This is a genomic window from Sorangium sp. So ce693 (assembly GCF_051521375.1).
Classification (GTDB): Bacteria; Myxococcota_A; Polyangia; order Polyangiales; family Polyangiaceae; genus Sorangium; species Sorangium atrum.
This window is the reverse complement of record NZ_CP150347.1, coordinates 11,694,475-11,712,994: the sequence shown is the minus strand read 5'-3', so window position 1 is coordinate 11,712,994 and position 18,520 is coordinate 11,694,475. Positions and strand designations below refer to the sequence as shown.

General features: G+C 72.0%; 17 protein-coding genes and 2 tRNA genes. 11 read left to right on the top strand and 8 right to left on the bottom strand.

What is annotated here, in order from left to right:
* Positions 1-13 precede the first annotated feature (13 nt).
* The 4 genes from WMF14_RS43760 to WMF14_RS43745 all read right to left on the bottom strand — a co-directional run bounded on the left by WMF14_RS43760 (position 14) and on the right by WMF14_RS43745 (position 7,037).
* Positions 14-2,377 (bottom strand): AAA family ATPase, encoded by a 2,364-nt coding sequence (locus WMF14_RS43760; protein ID WP_437796363.1) that lies wholly within the window; start codon positions 2,375-2,377, stop codon positions 14-16.
* 127 nt (positions 2,378-2,504) lie between these two features.
* Positions 2,505-3,491 carry a universal stress protein gene (locus tag WMF14_RS43755; RefSeq protein ID WP_437796362.1) on the bottom strand — a complete coding sequence of 329 codons (987 nt, stop codon included), beginning with the start codon at positions 3,489-3,491 and terminating at the stop codon, positions 2,505-2,507.
* Positions 3,485-6,538, bottom strand: a complete 3,054-nt coding sequence (locus WMF14_RS43750) for a glycoside hydrolase family 65 protein (RefSeq protein ID WP_437796361.1) — start codon at positions 6,536-6,538, stop codon at positions 3,485-3,487. Before WMF14_RS43750 ends, WMF14_RS43755 begins: the two co-directional genes overlap by 7 nt.
* 88 nt (positions 6,539-6,626) lie before the next feature.
* Complete coding sequence (locus WMF14_RS43745) at positions 6,627-7,037, bottom strand: response regulator (protein ID WP_437796360.1); 411 nt, start codon at positions 7,035-7,037, stop codon at positions 6,627-6,629.
* 345 nt (positions 7,038-7,382) lie between these two features.
* Here WMF14_RS43745 and WMF14_RS43740 point away from each other — a divergent pair, with 345 nt between their 5' ends.
* Complete coding sequence (locus tag WMF14_RS43740) at positions 7,383-8,045, top strand: response regulator (protein ID WP_044970202.1); 663 nt, start codon at positions 7,383-7,385, stop codon at positions 8,043-8,045.
* A gap of 49 nt (positions 8,046-8,094) precedes the next feature.
* Here the strand turns inward: WMF14_RS43740 and WMF14_RS43735 are convergent, their stop codons facing one another.
* Positions 8,095-8,664 (bottom strand): pentapeptide repeat-containing protein, encoded by a 570-nt coding sequence (locus WMF14_RS43735; RefSeq protein WP_437796359.1) that lies wholly within the window; start codon positions 8,662-8,664, stop codon positions 8,095-8,097.
* A gap of 53 nt (positions 8,665-8,717) precedes the next feature.
* Here WMF14_RS43735 and WMF14_RS43730 point away from each other — a divergent pair, with 53 nt between their 5' ends.
* Both WMF14_RS43730 and xth read left to right on the top strand, forming a co-directional pair.
* Positions 8,718-9,602: an alpha/beta fold hydrolase gene (locus WMF14_RS43730; RefSeq protein ID WP_437796358.1), complete on the top strand. Its 885-nt coding sequence runs from the start codon at positions 8,718-8,720 to the stop codon at positions 9,600-9,602.
* Positions 9,603-9,687: 85 nt separating this feature from the next.
* Entirely contained in the window at positions 9,688-10,497 is an 810-nt protein-coding gene (gene xth / locus WMF14_RS43725) for an exodeoxyribonuclease III (protein WP_437796357.1), read from the top strand.
* 13 nt (positions 10,498-10,510) lie between these two features.
* Here xth and WMF14_RS43720 read toward each other — a convergent pair whose 3' ends face one another.
* A complete protein-coding gene (locus WMF14_RS43720; protein WP_437796356.1) occupies positions 10,511-11,701 on the bottom strand; it encodes a penicillin-insensitive murein endopeptidase in 1,191 nt (396 codons plus the stop codon).
* 324 nt (positions 11,702-12,025) lie between these two features.
* On the opposite strand from WMF14_RS43720, the gene WMF14_RS43715 reads away from it, so the two are divergent.
* The 7 genes from WMF14_RS43715 to WMF14_RS43685 all read left to right on the top strand — a co-directional run bounded on the left by WMF14_RS43715 (position 12,026) and on the right by WMF14_RS43685 (position 16,292).
* Positions 12,026-12,099, top strand: a tRNA-Arg gene (locus tag WMF14_RS43715).
* Between the two features lie 79 nt (positions 12,100-12,178).
* Positions 12,179-12,251: transfer RNA gene (locus WMF14_RS43710), tRNA-Lys, on the top strand.
* Positions 12,252-13,388: 1,137 nt separating this feature from the next.
* Positions 13,389-14,075 carry a DUF433 domain-containing protein gene (locus WMF14_RS43705; protein ID WP_437796355.1) on the top strand — a complete coding sequence of 229 codons (687 nt, stop codon included), beginning with the start codon at positions 13,389-13,391 and terminating at the stop codon, positions 14,073-14,075.
* Entirely contained in the window at positions 14,062-14,253 is a 192-nt protein-coding gene (locus tag WMF14_RS43700) for a hypothetical protein (protein ID WP_437796354.1), read from the top strand. Before WMF14_RS43705 ends, WMF14_RS43700 begins: the two co-directional genes overlap by 14 nt.
* A 109-nt stretch (positions 14,254-14,362) precedes the next feature.
* Positions 14,363-14,560, top strand: coding sequence for a hypothetical protein (locus tag WMF14_RS43695; protein WP_437796353.1), 198 nt, complete (start codon positions 14,363-14,365; stop codon positions 14,558-14,560).
* Between the two features lie 199 nt (positions 14,561-14,759).
* The gene (locus WMF14_RS43690; protein ID WP_272101966.1) at positions 14,760-15,194 is read left to right on the top strand and encodes a hypothetical protein; all 435 of its coding nucleotides are present in this window, start codon (positions 14,760-14,762) and stop codon (positions 15,192-15,194) included.
* A gap of 180 nt (positions 15,195-15,374) precedes the next feature.
* Positions 15,375-16,292, top strand: a complete 918-nt coding sequence (locus tag WMF14_RS43685; protein WP_437796352.1) for a cation diffusion facilitator family transporter — start codon at positions 15,375-15,377, stop codon at positions 16,290-16,292.
* Between the two features lie 403 nt (positions 16,293-16,695).
* Here WMF14_RS43685 and WMF14_RS43680 read toward each other — a convergent pair whose 3' ends face one another.
* Complete coding sequence (locus tag WMF14_RS43680) at positions 16,696-16,977, bottom strand: hypothetical protein (protein ID WP_437796351.1); 282 nt, start codon at positions 16,975-16,977, stop codon at positions 16,696-16,698.
* A 214-nt stretch (positions 16,978-17,191) separates the two neighbouring features.
* Between WMF14_RS43680 and WMF14_RS43675 the strand changes: the two genes are divergently transcribed.
* Complete coding sequence (locus WMF14_RS43675; RefSeq protein WP_437796350.1) at positions 17,192-17,590, top strand: phage holin family protein; 399 nt, start codon at positions 17,192-17,194, stop codon at positions 17,588-17,590.
* Between the two features lie 30 nt (positions 17,591-17,620).
* Here the strand turns inward: WMF14_RS43675 and WMF14_RS43670 are convergent, their stop codons facing one another.
* Positions 17,621-18,346, bottom strand: a complete 726-nt coding sequence (locus tag WMF14_RS43670) for a hypothetical protein (RefSeq protein WP_272101970.1) — start codon at positions 18,344-18,346, stop codon at positions 17,621-17,623.
* Positions 18,347-18,520 lie beyond the last annotated feature (174 nt).

Here is an 18,520-nt window from a genome sequence, read left to right as displayed (position 1 = left end):
CCATCGGTCCTCTTCAGCGCTCCCTGAGCACGCGCCGAGGATCCACGCTCGTCCCGCTCCTCAGCGTGTCGGCGATCGCCTGGTGGAAGCGCTCGAGCCGCTGGTCCGCCGCGTGGAACACGGTCCCCTCCGGGTACCTCCCGTCCGCGTCGGCGACGCCCGCAGGGACGCCGGTGATGATCTCGATGCCCTCCTCGACGGAGCTCACCTCGAACACGTGGAAGCGGCCGGCCTCGATCGCCGTCACGACGTCGCCCCGCAGCATGAGCGCGTCGCGGTTCGCGCTCGGGATCAGCACGCCCTGCTCGCCCGTCAGGCCCTTGGCGGCGCACAGATCGAAGAAGGCCTCGATCTTCTCGTTGATGCCGCCCACGGGCTGGATGCTCCCCTGCTGATCGATGCTGCCCGTCGCGGCGAGCTCCTGCCGGATCGGGACGCCGGAGAGCGCTGACAGGAGCGCGTACAGCTCGCTCGACGAGGCGCTGTCGCCCTCGATGGGCTCGTACGTCTGCTCGAAGACGAGCGAGGCGCCGAACGAGAGCGGGCGGTGCTGGGCGAACCGGGCCGCGATGAAGCCCGTGAGGACCAGCACGCCCTTGCTGTGGAGCGGGCCGGACATCTCGACCTCGCGCGCGATGTTCACCGGGCCCTCGAGGCCCGGGTAGACGACCGCCGTCACCCGGCACGGGCGGCCGAACGTCTGCGGGCCGTCGGACAGGACCGAGATCGCGTTGACCTGCCCGACGCGCCGGCCGGTCACGTCGATGCGGATCGTCCCGTCCGAGAGCAGCTCGTGCACGTGATCGCGGAAATGGCTCCCGCGGCGCCGCGCCGCCTCGAGCGCCTCGTTGACCTCGGGGCCGTCGACCACCTTGCGGCCGCGGCGCTGGGCCCGGTAGCCGGCCTCGGTCGCGACCTCGGCGATGAGCCCGACCTGGGCGCTCACCTTGGTCTGGCTCTCCGCGAGGCGGCCGCCGTGGAAGAGGAGCGCGGTCACGCCGTCGGCCGTGATCGGCGGGAGGCCGCGATCGTGCGCGAAGCCGGCGAGGAACGCGGGGTACGTGAGGAGCGCCTGATCGAGCGAGATCGTCGTCTCGAAGCGCGCCTGCACCTTGAAGAGCTGCGAGAACTCCGGATCGGCGTCGTGCAGGTCCTGGTAGAGCTGCGGGTTCGTGACGAGGACGACCTTCACGTCGATCGAGATCGGCGGGAAGAGCAGCTCCTCCGCGGTGCCGCGGAAGTACGACGGGTTGTGCTCGGGCACGATGAACTTGCCCGCGAGGAGGCAGGCCTTGAGCTGCTCGTAGAGCGCCTCGTTCTTGAGGAGCGCGCCGGCGGGCAGGATCAGGAAGCCGCCGGCCGCCTCGTGGAGGGCGCCCGCGACCGCGAAGCCGGGCTCCGGCGGGAAGCCGGAGTCGGGCGGCGCGTGGGTGCGGCCGAACAGGGCGGTCAGCGTGGGGTAGGGGACCTCGACGACCGGGGCGCCGGAGTCGGGCGTGTGCTCCGTGAGGAGCGTCGGGACGACCACGCCGCGCGGGAGCGTCGCGCCGCCCTCCTCGCCGCGCGCCTCGTCGACGAGCAGGCGGAACTCCTTCGACACGACCGTCTCGACGTCCGCGAGGAAGGCGCTGATGTCGTCGCGCCCCTCGAAGCGCGCGCGCACCGGCTGGAAGCAACCCTTCACCCCGTCGCTGAGCAGCTGCTTCACGACGCCGCGCAGCTCGACGTCGGCCTCGTCCTGCACGGTGGCGAGCCGCATCTCGAACTCCTCGATGGAGCCGGCGATGGCGAGCAGGGCCTCGCCGTCCGGCGCGTTGGCGGCGTCCTCGATCGAGGTGATCTGCACCTCGTCCTCGCCGCGCACGAGGTCGAGGCCGAGCTCGCGCGCCGCGGACTTGAGCTGCTCCTCGAGCCGCCGCTCCTCCGCGTTCACGCGGCGCTGGATCTTGCCGCGCGCCTGCTTGAAGCGCTCGCCTTCGGTCGCGCCGCGCAGGGCGTCGACGAGCTTCTCGTGGAGCTCCTCCATCGCCTCGACGAAGGGGCGCCCCTCGCCGGGCGGCAGCGACAGGACCGTCGGCTCGCTCGGGCGGTGCGGGTTCGGCAGGAGGAGGATATCGTCGGGCGTGGGACGGCTCGCCGCGATGCGCTTCGCGACAGCGCGAGCGCAGAACGTGCGGCCCGTGCCGGGCGCGCCGACGACGACGACGTGGAAGCGGGGCTGGCGGATGTCGAGGCCGAAGGCGAGCGCGGCGAGGGCGCGCTCCTGCGACCCGATGCCCGCCGACAGCGGCGCGACCTCGTCCGTCGTGGAGAAGCGGAAGCTCTGAGGCTCTACGATCTTGCGGCACTCGCTGGGGGGCAGCTTCCGGGAGACCATGGCGGCGCACCATAGCGCCTTTCGCTGTCCGTTGGCGTGGAGCCCGCCCGGCGGCGCGCCCGCGCGCCGATCGAAGGCCGCGAGGGGGCGCCTCGCCCCCGCTGGGGCGCGTCACGCGGGGCGCGCGCTAGCGCCGCAGGACCAGCACGGGGCACGGCGCCCGGGCGAGCACGTCGCGGATGACGCCGCCATGGTGATCGGCGAGCTGCCCGTGCCAGACCAGCACTACGAGGTCGCTCGCCAGCTGCCAGGCGAGGCGCGCGATCTCCGCCGCCGGCTCGCCCTTGCCGAGGAAGAACCGCGTGGAGACGCCGTGCGGGCAGTGCCCGATAGCGCTCAGGAACCGGGCCAGGAACTCCTCGGTGAACGCGGGCCACTCGTGCTGCGGCTGGTCGACGTAGAGGGGCGCCACCATCGCGCCCGGCTCGGAGGGCAGGGGCGTCGACACGGGCGGCCCGTCGTCCGCGGCCTCCCGCGGCGAGGCGCAGCCGACCATCACGATGTCGAGCTCGGCGCCGAGCTTGCGGGCGACCTCCCCGACGGGCGTGATCGCGCTGGCCGTGCTGGGGGTGCCGTCGAGCGGCAGCAGGATGCGCTGTAGCCGCGGCGGGGAGGGCTCCTCACGGAGGATGACGACGCCGAGCGCGGTGGACTCCAGCGCGCGCGCCGCGAGCCGGCCGACGCCGAAGCGCTCGTCCGTGGGATCGTCCGCGTGCGAGGCCACGATGACGAGCGCGGTCCCGTAGCTCGCCACCGCCGACGCGAGCGCGCCGGCCGGATCGTCGCTCGCCTCGACGTCCAGCACCATGCCCTGCAGCGCCTCCGGGGCGATCCCGAAGTGGGCCGGCACCTCGCTCGCGTCGATCGGCTCCTTGCAGAGGCACAGCCCGCGCAGCGGGGCCTCGAGCCCGTGGGCGATGAGCCGCCCGAGCGCGACGGCGCCGAGGTGGGCGCGGCGGCCGTGGAGCGCGACGACCACGCTTCTGCGCTGCAAGCCGCTCTGCGGCGGGCGCTCGTCGGCCTCCTCGAACGCACCAGGGGGCGGCTCGGCCGCGGGCGCCGGCCCGGGCGGCGCCCCGAGCCCGACCGGGGACCCGCGTACGGCGCTCAGCATGGCGTGACCTCCTCCCATGGCGTGATGCGGCCGCCCAGCCGCCGCGCCGCATAGCGGCGGCCCGGCTCGGCCAGCACGGCGCAGGCGGGCGCGCCCGCGTCGAGCAGGCAGATCGGCAGCGGCGCGCTCCCCTCCAGCGCGACCTCGACCGCCCCGTCCTCCACGTGGATCTCGAGGGCGCGGCCTCGCCAGGCGATCGGGATCTTGAGGTGCCGCCAGCCCGGCAGGAGGTGCGGCTCGATCCCGATCGCCTCGTCCTCGTCGGGGCACGGCGGCGCGTGGGGGAGCGCCTCCGAGAGCGCGCTCCGCGGCACGCGCGTGACGCCGGCGACGCCGAACGCGACGGCTTGCCAGAGGCCGCCCATGGCGGCGATGTGCACGCCGCCCGCGGCGTTGCCCATCGTGTTGCCGAGGTCGATGTCGGCGGTCTGCTCGAAGTAGCGCTCGGCGTGGGCGTGGAGATCGAGCCGGGCGGCGACGAGCGCGTGGGCGCTGGGGCTCAGCGAGCTGCCGTGGGCGGTGCGCGGCTCGTAGTAGAGGAAGTTGTCGCGCCGGGCGCTCGCGGGCACCGCGCTCCAGAGCAGCGCGATGAGCTGCACGACGTCCGCTTGCTTCACGACCTGGCAGGCCTGCGTCCGCTCGCGCCCGAGCAGGACGTCGACCGGCGCGCTGCGCACGGCGTAGTCGGCGATGGAGAACGGCGCGAGGCCGAAGTAGCCCGCGAACTGCTCGATCAGGCCGGTCTGCGGGTCGATCCCGAGGAGCAGGCGGTCCGCGACGTCGCGCCAGTGATCGGGCTCGTCGGGCCGGAGATCGAGCCGCGCGAGCACGTCCGCGCGCGCGACGTCGCGCCGGACGAGCGCGGCGGCGACGCGGAGGTTGTGCCGCGCCATCCAGTTCGTGAACGCGTTGTCGTCCACGGTCTCGTGGTACTCGTCCGGCCCGATCACCCGCCGGATGTGGGCGTGGCCATCCGGCCCGAGCTCGGCGCGGCTCGCCCAGAAGCGCGCCGTCTCGATCAGGATCTCGGCCCCCTCGCCGCGCTGGAAGTCGAGATCACCGGTCGCGCGGACGTACGCGTGCACCGCGTACGCGATGTCGGCGCTGATGTGGTGCTCCTGCTCGCCGGAGAGCACCCGGATCACCTCGCCGAACGGCGTGACGACGAGCGCCGGCGTGGTCTCGTCGCCCGTGTCCGCCGACTCCCACGCGTAGAGCGCGCCCTCGTAGCCGAGCGCCTTCGCCTTGCGGCGCGCGCCGGCGAGGGTGCGGTGCCTGTAGAGGAGCAGCGCGCGGGCGGCCTCGGGGTAGCAGTGCGTGTAGAACGGGACGAGGAAGGTCTCGGTGTCCCAGAAGACGTGGCCGCGGTACGCCTCCCCGCTGAGCCCGCGCGCGCCGATGGAGCAGCGCGCGTCGTCCGGGTTCGCCGCGCCGATGAGGTGGTACAGCGCGAACCGGAGGGCCCGCTCGATCCTGGGGGCGCCGTCGATCTCGACGTCGGCGCGGCGCCAGCGCTCCGCCCACGCCCGCGTGTGCTCGCCGAGCACGTCGGCCATGGCGCGGCTCGACAGCTCGTCCTGGAGCGCCTCGCCCGCCTCGTGCGGCGCGGGCGTGTCGCGCGACGTGTGCAGCGTCGTCGTCCGGAAGAGGCGGCGCCGCTCGGCGACGCGGACGCCGACGTCGCAGCGCTCGGCGATGGATCGCGCGCCTGTGGTGCGCTCGCAGCGCGCGCCCTCGAGGGCCTCGAGCGGGGGCGAGCTCTCCGGGGCCTGCTCCGGGAGCTCCCGCAGGTGCGAGGTCATCGCGGTGACGAGACCGCCGTGCGTGTGCCCGACGAGCAGCAGGCTCTTCGCGCCCGCGTCCGCCGAGAAGCCGGCCCAGTGCGCCGCGCCGCTCGCGCTCTTCACGTCGCCGCTCAGGATCGCGTCGACGCGGATCGTCCCGGTGAAGTTGAGGGGGGCGATGCTGAGCGCTTCCATGAGGACGTGGCGGTTCGCGAGCGACGCCGCGTGGAGCGTGTGCAGGTGCGTGAGGTGGCCTCCCTCGCCGCGCCGCAGGCACTCGCGCAGCAGCACGCCCCGCCTCATGTCGAGGGCGCGGCGGTGGTGCAGCACGCCGCTCGCCTCCGCGGAGAACGAGTCGCCCTCGACGGCGACGCTCAGCCGGCCCCAGTCGGGGGCGATGACGAGCTCCGGCACGCGGCTCACGTCGGCCGAGGGCTCGAACGCGCCCGCGATGAACGTCGCGGGCCGCGACACGCTCGACCCCTCCGGCAGCGACGCGCGCGAGCCGAGGTAGCCGTTGGCGATCGCGAGCAGCGACTCGATCTCGTGCTCGCGCGCGACGTCGAACCCTGGCTCCTCGATGATCCACGCGGCGTCCCGGGGCGCCGCGAGGGAGCCGAGCTCGCCCTCGAGATCCCGCTGGAGCGCGAGGATCTCGTGGAGCCGCTGCGCGCCGGCCGTCGCATGGACGGCGCCCGCGAGCTCCGGCGCGCCGCGGAGGCCGCGCGCCCCTCCGGCCGTCGCGCCGTCGCGTGAGTCGTGTGGTTCGCGTGAGTCTTGTGATTCCGGCGAGATCGCGAGCCGATCGTGCGGCTCGATGCGGAGCGGCGCGATCACGTGAGCGAGCAGCGCGGCGACGGCGGAGCGCCCGTCCGGCTCCGCGCGGGCGGCGAGCGCGACCGCGGCGCCGCGGCGATCGAAGCCGTGGAGCTCCGCGCCCTCGAGCGCGCCGAGGAAGAGCCGCCTGCGGTTCTCGGCGCGCACGCCGCGAGCGAGCCGCCGAGCGAGGTGGGGCATGGCCTCGTCGGTGAAGAGCGCCACGCGCACCCCCATCGCGAGCAGCGCGTCGAGCAGCGCCGCGGCGCCGTCGACCGCCTCCCCGAGGAGGCCTGCGTCGATCGCGATGAAGCGGAAGCGGTGGTGCAGCTCGGCCGGCAGCTTGATCGCGGCTGCCGGCGCGTTCGCGATGGCGGGGTTGCCCGATCCGCCTCGCGCGAGGACGGCTTGCCCGGTGGCGCTGTCTTCTACGAGCAGCGACGACATCCTCGGCTTCTCCTGGGGGCCAGGGGACGCGAGGAGCGTGCCGCCGCGCCTGTGCGAGCCGGGATCGGAGGGCCGTGGCGTCGGTGCGCTAGCGTTGCACGGCGCCGGTCAGGCGATCGAGCACGAGCAGGAGCCGGTCGACGTCGAAGGGCTTCGCCAGCACACCGGCCACGGCGCCGCGGATGCTGGGCTCGTTCACGCCGGAGAGCAGGAGGACGGGCACCTCGACGCCCGCGGCGGCGAGCGCGGCGAGGAACTCGTCGCCGGTCATCTCGGGCATGATGTAGTCGAGCAGGACCGCCCGCGGCCGCGCGCCGCGGGCGAGGCGATCGAGCGCCTCCAGCGGCCGCGTGAAGCCCTGAACGCGGTAGCCCTCGTCGGAGAGCAGGTCGAGAAGCGACTCGACGAGCGCGGGGTCGTCATCGACGACGAAGATCTCCGCGGCCGCGCGCGGCGAGGAGGTGGCGGCCGGGCCGGGAGCGGGGACCGGCGAGCTCATCGTATTTCCCTGGATCGCTGGCCATTCCGGCGCATGAGGCGCGCGAAGGATACCAGAGGGTTGCCGCGACCGCATGCGCAGGCCGCTCTGGACGCATCGTTGCACCTCCCGTCACGTCCTCCGTTGCGCATTCCACGTCGCGCGGATCTCCGTCGAGCTCCGAAACTCGCTCAGGACGGAGTTTTCCTCACCAATTGGGCTTGCCGCCGCGCCGCTCCTTGCAGATCGTTGAGCACCTGATACCCCTGTAAGGTTCCTCCCAGGACGACCCGAGCAGCTTGACTTGAACTGCTCACGGGTATCGAATTGTGGTCCGAAGGACACTCCAATCCCCCTGTGGTCATCATGGCGGAAACCCCTGCTAGCAAGCTGCACATCTATCTGATCGACGATCACCCCGTCGTTCGCGAAGGCTTCGCTCGAGCGCTCTCGGACGAGCCCGACATGGTCGTCGTGGGCCAGGCCGGGACGGCGGCCGATGCCCTGCGCGAGACGGCGAGCTGCAAGCCGGACGTCGTGCTCGTCGATCTCAACATCCCCGACCGGGACGGCATCGAGCTCCTCGGGGCGCTGAGAGCGCAGCTGCCTCAGGCGAAGCTCCTCGTGTTGAGCGGGTATGACGACGAGTTCCGCGTCGCCGAGGCGCTCCGCGCGGGAGCGCAGGGGTATCTCGTGAAGACCTCGAAGCTCGAGGAGGTCATCGAGGGCATCCGCCGGATCGCGACCGGTGGAGCGCCGCTTTCCTCGAGCATCGCGGGGGCTGTGGTGCGCGCGATGCGCAAGCCGGCGAGCGAGGGCTCCGGCGGCCTCGACGCGCTGACGCCGCGCGAGCGCCAGGTCCTGCGGCTGCTCGCGGCCGGCGTGTCAACGCGCGAGACGGCCGCGCGGCTGACGATCAGCCCGAAGACGGTGGAGACCCACCGCGTGCGCATCTACGCGAAGCTCGGGTGCAAGAGCGCGGTCGAGCTGACCCGCATCGCAGTCCGCACCGGGCTCATCGAGGCGTAACCGCCCGCGGTCGCGCGGGGCGCTGCCCGCTCGCTCCGCGGGTGGTACGCTACGGTTTTCGCTCCCTTTTCGGCTTCTTCGGCGGCGCTTCCTTCTCGGTGGCCTTCGGGGCCTGGCTCGCGCGTGATCGATCCTTCGCCTCCTCGAGCAGGCGATCGATCCGCACGCCGTCGATGGTGAGCCCGTCGATCGCGCAGCCGACGATCTCGACCTCGCGGAGGTCCGACCCCTCGAAGCGAGCGCGGCGCAGGCTCGCGTCGGACCAGCGGGTCTCGGCGGCGTCGGCGTCGTCGATGCGCGCGCGGGCGAGCGAGATGTCGTCGAGCGAGGCGCCGGCGAGGGTCGCGTTGTGCAGGCGCGCGTCGCGAAGGTCGACGTCGTCGAGCTCGGCCTCCGCGAGCGAGACGTTGTGCAGGCGCGCGTTGCGAAGGTCGACGTCGTCGAGCTCGGCCTCCGCGAGCGAGACGTTGTGCAGGCGCGCGTTGCGAAGGTCGACGTCGTCGAAGCTGGCCCCGGCGAGCGCCGAGCCGTGAAACTGCTCGGGCTTCTTCGCCGGCTGGATGCCCTCGTCTTCGGTGGCGCCCGCGCTCGGCGGCGCGATGGGGGGCTTCTTGGCCATGGGTCCATGCTAGCGCTAGGCGCAGGCCGCGCGCTCGCGCGGTCCGGAGAGCCATGAACGCACACGCCGGCTTCGTGCCCCACCACGCCCTCGTCTCCGCCCCCTCCGCGGCGCCTGCCCGCTGGATGCTCGTGCTGCACGGCATCTTCGGCTCGGGCGCCAACTGGCGCACCTTCATCCGACGCCTCGCCGAGGCGCAAGCCGCCGAGGGCGCGCCTCCTGCCGCCGCCCGGCCGTGGGGCTTCATCCTTGTCGACCTGCGGGCCCACGGCATGTCGCAGAGCCCGCCTGCGCCGCACACCATCGCGGCGGCCGCGGAGGATCTTCTCCGGCTGGGCGACCGCCTCGGCCTCGATATCCGCGGCGTGATGGGCCATTCGTTCGGCGGGAAGGTGGCGCTCGCCTATCTCGAGCGCCGGCCGATGGGGATCGAGCGCGGCTTCATCCTCGACGCCGATCCGAGCGCGAGGCCCGCCGGCGAGAGCGGATCGGAGAGCCCCGGCGTGCTCGCGATGCTCCGCGCGATCCCGCAGCCGATCCCGTCGCGCGAGGCGTTCCTCGAGGCGGTGCACGCCGCCGGGTTCAGCCGCGGCATCGCGGACTGGCTGGCGATGAACGTCCGCCGCGAGGGCGACGGCTTCCGCATCCGGCTCGACCTCGACATCCTGGACGAGCTGCTCACCGACTATTTCGCCCGCGATCTGTGGCACGTCCTGGAGGACCCGCCGGCGCCGGCCGGCCCGGGCGTGGAGGAGCGGCGCATCCACGTCGTCCTCGGCGGCAGATCCGCGTCGATCTCGCCGGCCTCGCGCGACCGCTTCGAGGCGCTCGCGGCGCGCGCGCCCTGGCTCTCGGTCCACGTGCTCCCGCGCGCCGGCCACTGGCTCCACGTCGACGATCCGGAGGGACTCTTCGACGTGATGCGGGCGGGCTTATGACCATGACCGGGAGCCGTGAACCCCACGCGTGCCCCTGGACCAGGCTTTCCGCCCGCCTCTTCATCCGCTATCGCCCGGAGGACCTATGCGCATCGCGTCCTGGAACGTGAACTCCATCCGCACGCGGCTCGAGCAGCTCACGAGCTGGCTGGTCCGCGCCGCGCCCGACGTCGTTTGCATGCAGGAGACGAAGGTCGAGGACGGCAGCTTCCCCGAGGCCGCGCTCTCCGAGGTGGGCTATCGCTCGGTCGTCTTCGGCCAGAAGTCCTACAACGGGGTCGCGATCGCCACGCGCTTCGGCCTCTCGGTCGACGACGTGAAGAAGGGCCTCGACGGCGACGAGCAGGACGTCGCCCGGCGGATGCTGGCGGCGACGATCGAGGGGATCCGGGTCATCAACGTCTACGTGCCCAACGGCCAGGCGGTGGGCACGCCGGCCTTCGCCTACAAGCTCGCGTGGCTGGAGCGGCTGCGGAGCGAGCTCGAGGCGCGCTACCGTCCGGATCAGGAGATCGTGATCTGCGGCGATTTCAACGTCGCGCCCGAGGCGATCGACGTCGCCGAGCCGAAGAAGTGGGAGGGGCAGGTGCTCTTCCATCCGGACGAGCGGGCCGCGCTGGGGCGCCTGATGGAGTGGGGGCTCGTGGACGCGTTCCGCGCCTGCCACCCCGCCAAGGAGGCGTACAGCTGGTGGGACTACCGGATGGGCGCGTTCAGGCGCAACAAGGGCCTCCGCATCGATCTGGCGCTGGTGACGCGCCCGCTCGCCGCGCGCTGCACCGATGTGTCGATCGACACGCGCCCGCGGGAGCTCCAGCGCCCCTCCGATCACGCGCCGGTCGTGGTGGAGCTCGCGGACGGCGCCGCGCCGCCTGGGGCCACGCCGGCGGCCTGAGCGCGGGCGGACGTCAGCGGGGCGCGGCGATCGGGCGAGCGCCTGGGGCCGCGGCGGGCGGCGCGATCGCGGCCGCCGGTGTCGCGCGCGCTCCGTCGGCACCCGCCGGTGTCGCTGCAGCGCGCGCCCCGTCGGCCACCGCCGGCGCCGCCGTGGAAGGCTCGCCGTAGATGTCCGTGTCCGTCGCCGCGGGCGCCCCGGAGGCGAGCGCCTGCTTCGCTTCATCGGCGCACGCGGGGCGGGCCAGCGACTCCTCGATGCAGGCGCCGCGCATCGACGGAGGGCACATCACGCGGATGTGGAAGTGGTCGTTGTGCAGGTCGGCGTCCCTGGGGCTCATCATCGCGGCCGCGGCCCGGGCCCGGAGGTCTGCCGGGACGCGCTTCTTCGCAGCGTGCGCGAGCAGCCGCGCCCGCAGCGCGTCGGTCACGAACAGGTACTTGACGCCTGCCTGCCGGTCCTCGAGCAGCGCCTGGACGAGCGCCCAGTTGCGCGCGTCGTCGAACCGCGCGCCGGGGAGGCCGATGGCGTTGCCCTCGTCGTCGAACGCCACGAACCGATCCATGCGGAGGGTCTTGCCCTTCGAGTTGACGACGTAGAACCCGACGTCGGCGTCGCGCCCCGTCTGGTGGGAGTTGTGCCCGTCGAGCGCGCCGCCCGTCCTGGCGGAGAGATCGCCGACGAGCAGCGCCGAGTCGCCGTGCTTCTTGGCCACCTGGAAGGCGGCGCGCCGCAGCGTCTTCACGAGCACGGGCAGCCCCCACGTCCTGGCGCCCTCGCGTGCCTTGAGGTGCCTCGACGATCGGAGCCGCACGGCGCCGGTCAGCCGCCCGCGGTTCGGAGCGCCCTTCGACAGCGGCTTCCGCTCGTCGGCGTCGGCGGCGGTGCCATCGCGCTCCGCGCGGGACGCGTCGTCCCGCTTCGCCGCGCGCTTCTTGCTGGCCCGCTCCTGGGCCTTCTCCTTGGATCGGGTGCTGCGCGCCGCCCGCGCCTCGCCTTCGCCGTCGGCCGAGCTCCGCCGCGCGGCGCGGCGCTTGTTCTGCGGGCTCTTGCCCGGCTGCTGCTCGGCCGCGGCCGGCTGCGCGCCCGTGAAGGTCGAGGGAGCGCCCTGGGCCGGCGCAGCGAGCGAGAGGGCGAGCAGGAGGGCGGCGACGGGGCCTCGGGACGCAAGGCAGCGCCGAGAGGGCGGGCGGAGCAGCGGCATGACGGGCAGGACCCTACCCTGCGGCGCCGCGGACAGAGAAATTCTTTCGCAGCCGCGCCGGGCCAGGCGCAGCCGCGTCGGGCCAAACGCCGCCGTGCCGGGCCAGGCGCGCCCACCGAGGGCGCTGTGCTGGCCGCGATCGGCGCCGGCGGACGGGGTGCTGCCGACGGAGGGAGCGACGGGATGCGCCCGTCGAGCGCATCCGTCCGGGCTCGGCGGTGGTGGCGGCCTAAGAATTGCGCATCATGTTGCTACAACGTCTTGACATATCGCCGCCGGTGCGGTTAGAAGCGTTCCGCGAGCCCCGCCGAGGGGCGAGCAGGAGCGCCCGTAGCTCAGCTGGATAGAGCGTCGGACTTCGAATCCGAAAGTCGCCTGTTCGAATCAGGCCGGGCGTGCCGGGCTCAACGGGCGACTCAAGCGTTCCGGCGAGATCCCGGGAGCTGTTTCAGGTTCAGTCGGTTTGACAATTCACTCGGGCCATTAGCTCAATTGGTAGAGCAGTGGACTCTTAATCCATTGGCTGAAGGTTCAAGTCCTTCATGGCCCACCCGAGATGATTGAGGAAGCCAGCCCGAGGGGCTGGCAGGGACAGCCGGGACAACGGCTGGCATAGGTGCTTGAGAGCCCGGGACCCGTGGGTCGCCGGGCTTTCGGCGTTCTGGGGCGCTCCTTCGGCCTGCCCGCCCGCTCCGGCACACGAGCGGCGCAGTGGTGGGGGCGCTGCTCGCTGAGCTGCGAAGGCAGCTCACGAGCCGCTCACAGTCACGAGAGCGTGCTGGAGGGCTCGATCGCGGCGAGAGAGCGGTCGGCGGTGATGGGCATCGGCTGAACATCCGGCGCGGAAGCTGGACGCCTCCGGGGTTCGTACCCCGAGCGTAGACCGCCGTCGGTCTCCCCGCTGAGCCGTGCCCAAGCCTCCTCGCGTTCGGACCATCGTGAACAACACGAGGCGCATCAAGATCCTCGAGGAGACGGCCCGGTCGTTGTAGCGCGAGTGGTTCTTGAATTTAGGTTTCCCGGGCACGAGAAGATGAAAACGGTAGGTTTACGGCTCGGAGCAATTCCGCATGACTGGCGAGTCGCGCCGCTAATCGAGGTCCTTGATATTCGATATGGTAGGACGCTACCGAAGACCGAGACGCAGGATGCGGGGCTATTCCCTGTGTATGGGGCTAGCGGCGTCATCGAGCGGTACAGCGATGCTAACATCGCGAGTGCAACGGCATTGATAACATCGCGCAGGGCGGGCAGCGGAACGGTTTGGCGAGCGCGTGAGCCCGGATTTGTGACGAACAATTCGTCTATCGACCGTCCGGTCGATATGGCGGTATTTGAAGACGCTGCATCTATCCAGTTATTGGTAGATCACGCAAACATCGCTGCCGTCGTCCGCGGCGCGGCGCAGCCACGATTGACGCTCGATCGGTCATCTGAGGTACTGACCGCGATACCTCTCGAGAACCGCGTATCAAGTTGGACGCGCTCGCTGGATCGAACGCTGGCATGGCGGACGCGCAGCATCGCGAACGATGCTCTTCGCGCGACGCGCGACCTCCTGCTCCCCCGCTTATTGTCCGTGAGATCGACGCGGGTCGCCTCCATGCTCCCGGCGCGCGATCGGCTGCTACCATCGGCGCCACGTTCGAACTGCGCACCCGCCGCAGCCGTGTGGCAGAATAACTCTATGGCGCCAAAGGGAGACATTTACGACGGCGGTGCCCCGGAGGAGCTTCCGGCGTACCCGGTCCCGCGTGCCGCGCGGATCGTCCGCCTGTCGCCGTCCACCCTGCGCCTCTGGGCTTCGGGCGACGGTCCGCGCAAGGCGCTCTTCAAGCCGGCCGAGCGCGCGCCCCTCGCCCTCTCGTTCTCGAACCTCATCGAAGCCTTCGTGCTCGCCTCGATGCGGCGGGTGCACGGCATCTCCATGCAGCGCGTCCGCAAGGCGCTGCGATTCGTCGGCGACGAGCTCGGCTATGCCCGACCACTCGTCCACGCGAGCTTCCGGACGGACGGGGCCAACCTTTTCGTCCAGCACGCCGACCGGCTGCTGAACGTCTCCGCCGAGGGCCAAGCCGTGCTCCGGGAGGTCCTCGACGCGAGCCTCGCGCGCATCGACTGGGAAGGGGGCCTCGCAGCGCGGCTCTACCCCTGGGTCCGGAGCACGGCGGTCGGCAGCCAGCCTAAGACGATCGTGGTCGACCCGCGGTGCGGCTTCGGCCAGCCCGTGATCGCCGGCACCGGGATCGAGGCCCGCATCGTCACCGAGCGCTACCGGGCCGGCGAGTCCGTGCGGCTTCTCGCGAAGGACTACGGCGTCGAGATCGAGAAGATCGAGGACGCGATCCGGTGCGAGACGCGTGAAGCTGCGTGAGCCGTTCACCTACTTCGTCGACCGGTCGCTCGGCCGCGGGCTCGTCGTCGAAGCGCTGCGAGCGGCGAAGCTCGCCCACGACGATCACTTCGCGCAGAACACGCCCGATGCCGAGTGGCTCGTCGAGATCGGCCGCCGCGGCTGGGTCGTCCTGACCAAGGACAAGACATCCGTGTGAACGCGCTCGAACGCCTCGCGTTGGTCCGCGCGAACGTCGCGTGCATCATGCTCGGCCGCGGCGACCTGGAGAGCGACACCTGAAGTTCGGCACGAAGGAGCGCGAGATCGTGAAGAGGCTCGCGCCTCAGCTCCCGACGAAGGTCGCGCCGAAGCTCGTGATCGACTGGCGCAAGAGCCAGCGGGCGCATCTGCAGCTCAGATCCGTTGCGCCGGCGTGGGATGTGGCGTCTGCGGCTGCCCAGCACGCCCGCGCGATCGTCGTAGGACATCACGACGCCCGCCGACGCCTCGGCAGGCCGGAGTGAGCGCTGCGCGGTCGTGGATGTCCTCGCTTCGCCGCCACCCGCCGACGCACATCCCACCTCGGCATGATGCTTGCTCAAATTGCGACGATGCAGCCGAGAGGCTGTGGTACCGGCCAGCCCGGACGCGACGCCCGAGGGGGACAGCGGATCTGCCGTGAAGCAGAGAGGCGATCGAGGTGGCGATATGAAACACACGGACATGGGACGACGAACCGGCCGCCGGATAGGGCTCACGCTCGGTCTTCTCGCGAGCATGGCGCTCGCGGGCTGCGGCGGTCCGAGCGAGCAAACCGTTCATGGCACGCGGCTCGCGCCCGGCGCCGATGCGCACATCACCGCCGACATCGACTCCGACGCCGCGACCACACGGCTCGTGGTGGACGTCGTTCACCTCTCGCCGCCCGAGCGGATCGAGGCCGGCAGCGAGCATTTCGTCGTCTGGCAGCGCCCGAGCTCCGAGTCCCCGTGGAAACGGGTCGGAGTGCTCGACTACAATGCTGACAGCCGAAGAGGCAAGCTGGCCCAGATGAGCGTGCCGCATGCCAGCTTCGATCTGCTCATCACCGTCGAGAAGCAGAGCAGTCCTCGATCCCCATCGTCTGCTGCCGTCATCGGGCCGACATCGGTCGGGTAGCCAGGAGCCCGCAGCGCCCTGCCTCGAAGGCCTTTCCCATCCACCCTGCGCGCTCTCCTTTAGCGACGATCGCGTCCGTGCGGCCGCCGTGCGAGCAGGGCTCTCCCCTCACGACTTCACGACTTCACGACAGGAGCGCGCCTGGCGCGGCCTGTACATCGCTGGGAGGATCGGCGGCGCATGAGGGAAGGGTCGAGGATCGCCATCTATGGCGCCGTCGGCGCCAATGTGGCGATCGCGGCGGTCAAGTTCATCGCCGCCGCCGTGACCGGCAGCTCGGCGATGCTCTCCGAGGGTGTGCACTCTCTCGTCGACACCGCCGACGGGCTCCTCCTCCTGCTCGGCAAGCACCGGAGCGCCCGCCCGGCCGACGCCGATCATCCGTTCGGCCACGGCAAGGAGCTCTACTTCTGGACGCTGATCGTCGCCCTCATGATCTTCGCCGCGGGCGGCGGCGTCTCGATCTACGAAGGGATCTTGCACCTCCTGCGCCCGCGCCCGATCGAGGATCCGACGTGGAACTACGTCGTCCTCGGCGCAGCGGCCCTCTTCGAGGGAACGTCGCTCGCCATCTCGGTCCACGAGTTCAAGAAGAAGGACGGACAGGGCTACCTCGCGGCGATGCGATCCAGCAAGGACCCGACGACGTTCACCATCGTCCTGGAGGACTCCGCGGCGCTCGCCGGGCTCGCCATCGCCTTCCTCGGCGTCTGGCTCGGGCACCGCCTGGGAAACCCCTACCTCGACGGCGCGGCGTCGATCGGCATCGGCCTCGTGCTCGCGGCGGTCGCGATCTTCCTCGCGCAGCAAAGCCGCGGGCTCCTCGTGGGGGAGAGCGCGGACAGGGATCTCCTTGCCGCGATCCGCGCGCTCGCCAAGGCGGATCCTGGCGTGTCGGAGGTGGGGCGACCGATGACGATGCACTTCGGTCCGCACGACGTCCTTGTCGTGCTGTGCATCGAGTTCGACCCCGCGCTCACGGCCTCCGAGGTGGCGGAGGCGATCGAGCGGATCGAGGCGCGGATACGGAGCCAGCGACCCGATGTGAAGCACATCTATGTCGAGGCCAGGTCATTCCCAGGGCGCGCAAGGCCATGACGCGCCCGTGGAGAGGCCGCTCGCAGCCTCCTCTGCGAGGCGCGGCGTCACCACCACACGCGCCGGCGTTTGCGGCGTGAGCTCACCGCCACCGCCGCGACACCACCCAGGGCGAGCACGGCCGCCGCAACGACGGCGACGCGCCAGGCCGTGTGCTCTGCCTCGCTCCTGGCGCCGCGGAACCTCGCCCTTGCCGCGACGAGGTCGCCCGCGAGCCGCTGCTTGCTGTGCTCGATCTGCTCGGCTGGGCCCGCGGGCGCCGCGAAGCCTGCGCCGGCGCTTACGTGACCTCGCTCGCTGAGGGGACGGGAGACCCTCTCCTCATCGAATCGGATTGCAGTGGACGGTTCCATGTCTCCCGCGCTGCAACCGCCGTTCCTCGCCAGCGCATCGCACAGCAGCGCTAGGCCGCCCCTGCCTGCTGCGCCTGCTTCCGATGCCGGAGTGCGATCCAGAGCCCGGCGGCGTTGTTGACCACCAGCGCGGCGTTCAGGGCGGTGAACACCCAGTTTCTCACGAGCAGGCTGTAGAGGAGGTTTCCGGCCGTCCCGGCGATCGCGGCGATGAAGAAGACAAGGGTGTACTTCTCCGATTTATCCTTCTCGCCCTTCCACTCCCTGTAGGTCTGTGACCCGAAGGTCACGAGGAGCAGCAGGGAGCTGATCCAGCCCACGACATGCTTCATCGGCGGTTCCCATGATCGGTTGCCAGGTGAGCCGTGATCGGCGACGCCCGCGAGCTCGGAGCGTGAGCTCGACCTAGGCGGCGTGCGACATCCGTGCCGCCTCGCCGCGCTGCGTGCCTCCGGTGCGCGTTCGGGCGGGCCCGGCGCGCGCGGGCGCAGACGATGCATCCCGGGGCGCGCCCGGCGCGTGCTCACGCCGGCAGGGAGAGCCCGCATGCAACATCAGCCGTCCATCGGTCCATCACAAACCGATCGCAGCGCGCAGGACCTCGCCGCCGACGCGGTCCACGAGGCGAAGAAGCTCCTCGGCGCGGAGCTCGCGCTCGCCAGGCGCGATCTCCGCCGGTCGGCCGCTGCCCTCTCGCGCTCGGCGATCGCGTTCGGCGTCGCGGGGGTCGCGGGGCTCGCCGGCGTCGACGCGCTGATGGTGTCGCTGGCCGTGGGGCAGCGCCGCAATCATCCGGCGCGCTCGACCGCCGTGGGGCTCGGGCTGCTCGCGCTCGCGGCCGCCGCGGCGCTCGTGGGGCGGTCGGCGCTGCCCCGCAGCCCGCTGCCGATCGCCGCGCGCATCGCATCGGACATCGAGGACGTCGCCCAGCGCGTGGTGGGGTGAGCCGTCTCGTGAGGGGAGCGTCGCCCCGGCTTAGCGCCGAAGCGCCGCGGCCGCGCGCCCGGAGACGGCCGATCCGCTCGTGACGATCGCCGACCCCAGCGCGAGCAGGGCGACGAGCGTGAGCACCATGGGATAGATGCCGACCAGCGCGAGGATGCCGAGCACGACCGTTCCGGCGCCGACGAGCGACTGCAAGCCGGCGGCGGCCATCGCCGCCTGACGAGCGATGTGGGCGAGGTGCAGGTGCGCGCCGCGCGCGTCGAGCGCGCCGAGGTCCGCCGTCGCGCCGCCGCTGAGCAGCAGCGTGCCGCCAAAGACGATCACCGCGACCGACGTCAGCGTCCCGGGGGCGAGCCCGAGGAGCGCGAGGATGCCGAGCACGATGCCCGCCGCGCCGCCGACGAGCTCCGCGCCCATGCCGCCGCCGAGCTCGGCGCGCGTGTCCCACTCGACGGGCGCCGTGGTCCGCGTCAAGGCGCCGAAGCGCGACGCGATCGCGCCGCCGTGCGCGATCAGCGCGGCGCCGAAGACGATCGTGGCGATCGAGGTGAGCTCTCCCGGCATGACCCCCGTCAGCCCAAGGATGGCGAGGACGATCGCCCCCGCGCCGCACACCACCTCGGCGAGCGAGCCGCCGAGCACGATCCGCGGCGCCTCCCTCTCCTCCTCCGGCCTGCGCCGCGCGCCAGATATCGGCGCGATCGGGCTCTCCTGCTGTGTAAACCGTTCACGCTCCTCGGGTCCTAGCGTCTGCATGATTCCCCCATCCTGTGGTGTGGCCTCGCCGCGGCTACGCGCCTCTGGCTTGCATGTTCTGCGCCCCGCTGCGGGTCGCCGATGCGATTTGGGTCCACGGGCTCATCGGTCTGCGGCCGCGTGTCGAGCGGGCCGAAGCGCTGCTCGCTCGCCGCGGCCGCTGACGGCGAGGCC

Bases quoted from the DNA above. Each gene is read 5' to 3' on its own strand.
- WMF14_RS43670 (WP_272101970.1), bottom strand. From the start codon at position 18,346: ATGCAGACGCTAGGACCCGAGGAGCGTGAACGGTTTACACAGCAGGAG.
- WMF14_RS43730 (WP_437796358.1), top strand. From the start codon at position 8,718: ATGAACGCACACGCCGGCTTCGTGCCCCACCACGCCCTCGTCTCCGCC.
- WMF14_RS43755 (WP_437796362.1), bottom strand. From the start codon at position 3,491: ATGCTGAGCGCCGTACGCGGGTCCCCGGTCGGGCTCGGGGCGCCGCCC.
- WMF14_RS43745 (WP_437796360.1), bottom strand. From the start codon at position 7,037: ATGAGCTCGCCGGTCCCCGCTCCCGGCCCGGCCGCCACCTCCTCGCCG.
- WMF14_RS43760 (WP_437796363.1), bottom strand. From the start codon at position 2,377: ATGGTCTCCCGGAAGCTGCCCCCCAGCGAGTGCCGCAAGATCGTAGAG.
- WMF14_RS43740 (WP_044970202.1), top strand. From the start codon at position 7,383: ATGGCGGAAACCCCTGCTAGCAAGCTGCACATCTATCTGATCGACGAT.
- WMF14_RS43735 (WP_437796359.1), bottom strand. From the start codon at position 8,664: ATGGCCAAGAAGCCCCCCATCGCGCCGCCGAGCGCGGGCGCCACCGAA.
- WMF14_RS43705 (WP_437796355.1), top strand. From the start codon at position 13,389: ATGGCGCCAAAGGGAGACATTTACGACGGCGGTGCCCCGGAGGAGCTT.
- WMF14_RS43675 (WP_437796350.1), top strand. From the start codon at position 17,192: ATGCAACATCAGCCGTCCATCGGTCCATCACAAACCGATCGCAGCGCG.
- WMF14_RS43750 (WP_437796361.1), bottom strand. From the start codon at position 6,538: ATGTCGTCGCTGCTCGTAGAAGACAGCGCCACCGGGCAAGCCGTCCTC.
- WMF14_RS43720 (WP_437796356.1), bottom strand. From the start codon at position 11,701: ATGCCGCTGCTCCGCCCGCCCTCTCGGCGCTGCCTTGCGTCCCGAGGC.
- xth (WP_437796357.1), top strand. From the start codon at position 9,688: ATGCGCATCGCGTCCTGGAACGTGAACTCCATCCGCACGCGGCTCGAG.
- WMF14_RS43685 (WP_437796352.1), top strand. From the start codon at position 15,375: ATGAGGGAAGGGTCGAGGATCGCCATCTATGGCGCCGTCGGCGCCAAT.
- WMF14_RS43690 (WP_272101966.1), top strand. From the start codon at position 14,760: ATGGGACGACGAACCGGCCGCCGGATAGGGCTCACGCTCGGTCTTCTC.
- WMF14_RS43680 (WP_437796351.1), bottom strand. From the start codon at position 16,977: ATGAAGCATGTCGTGGGCTGGATCAGCTCCCTGCTGCTCCTCGTGACC.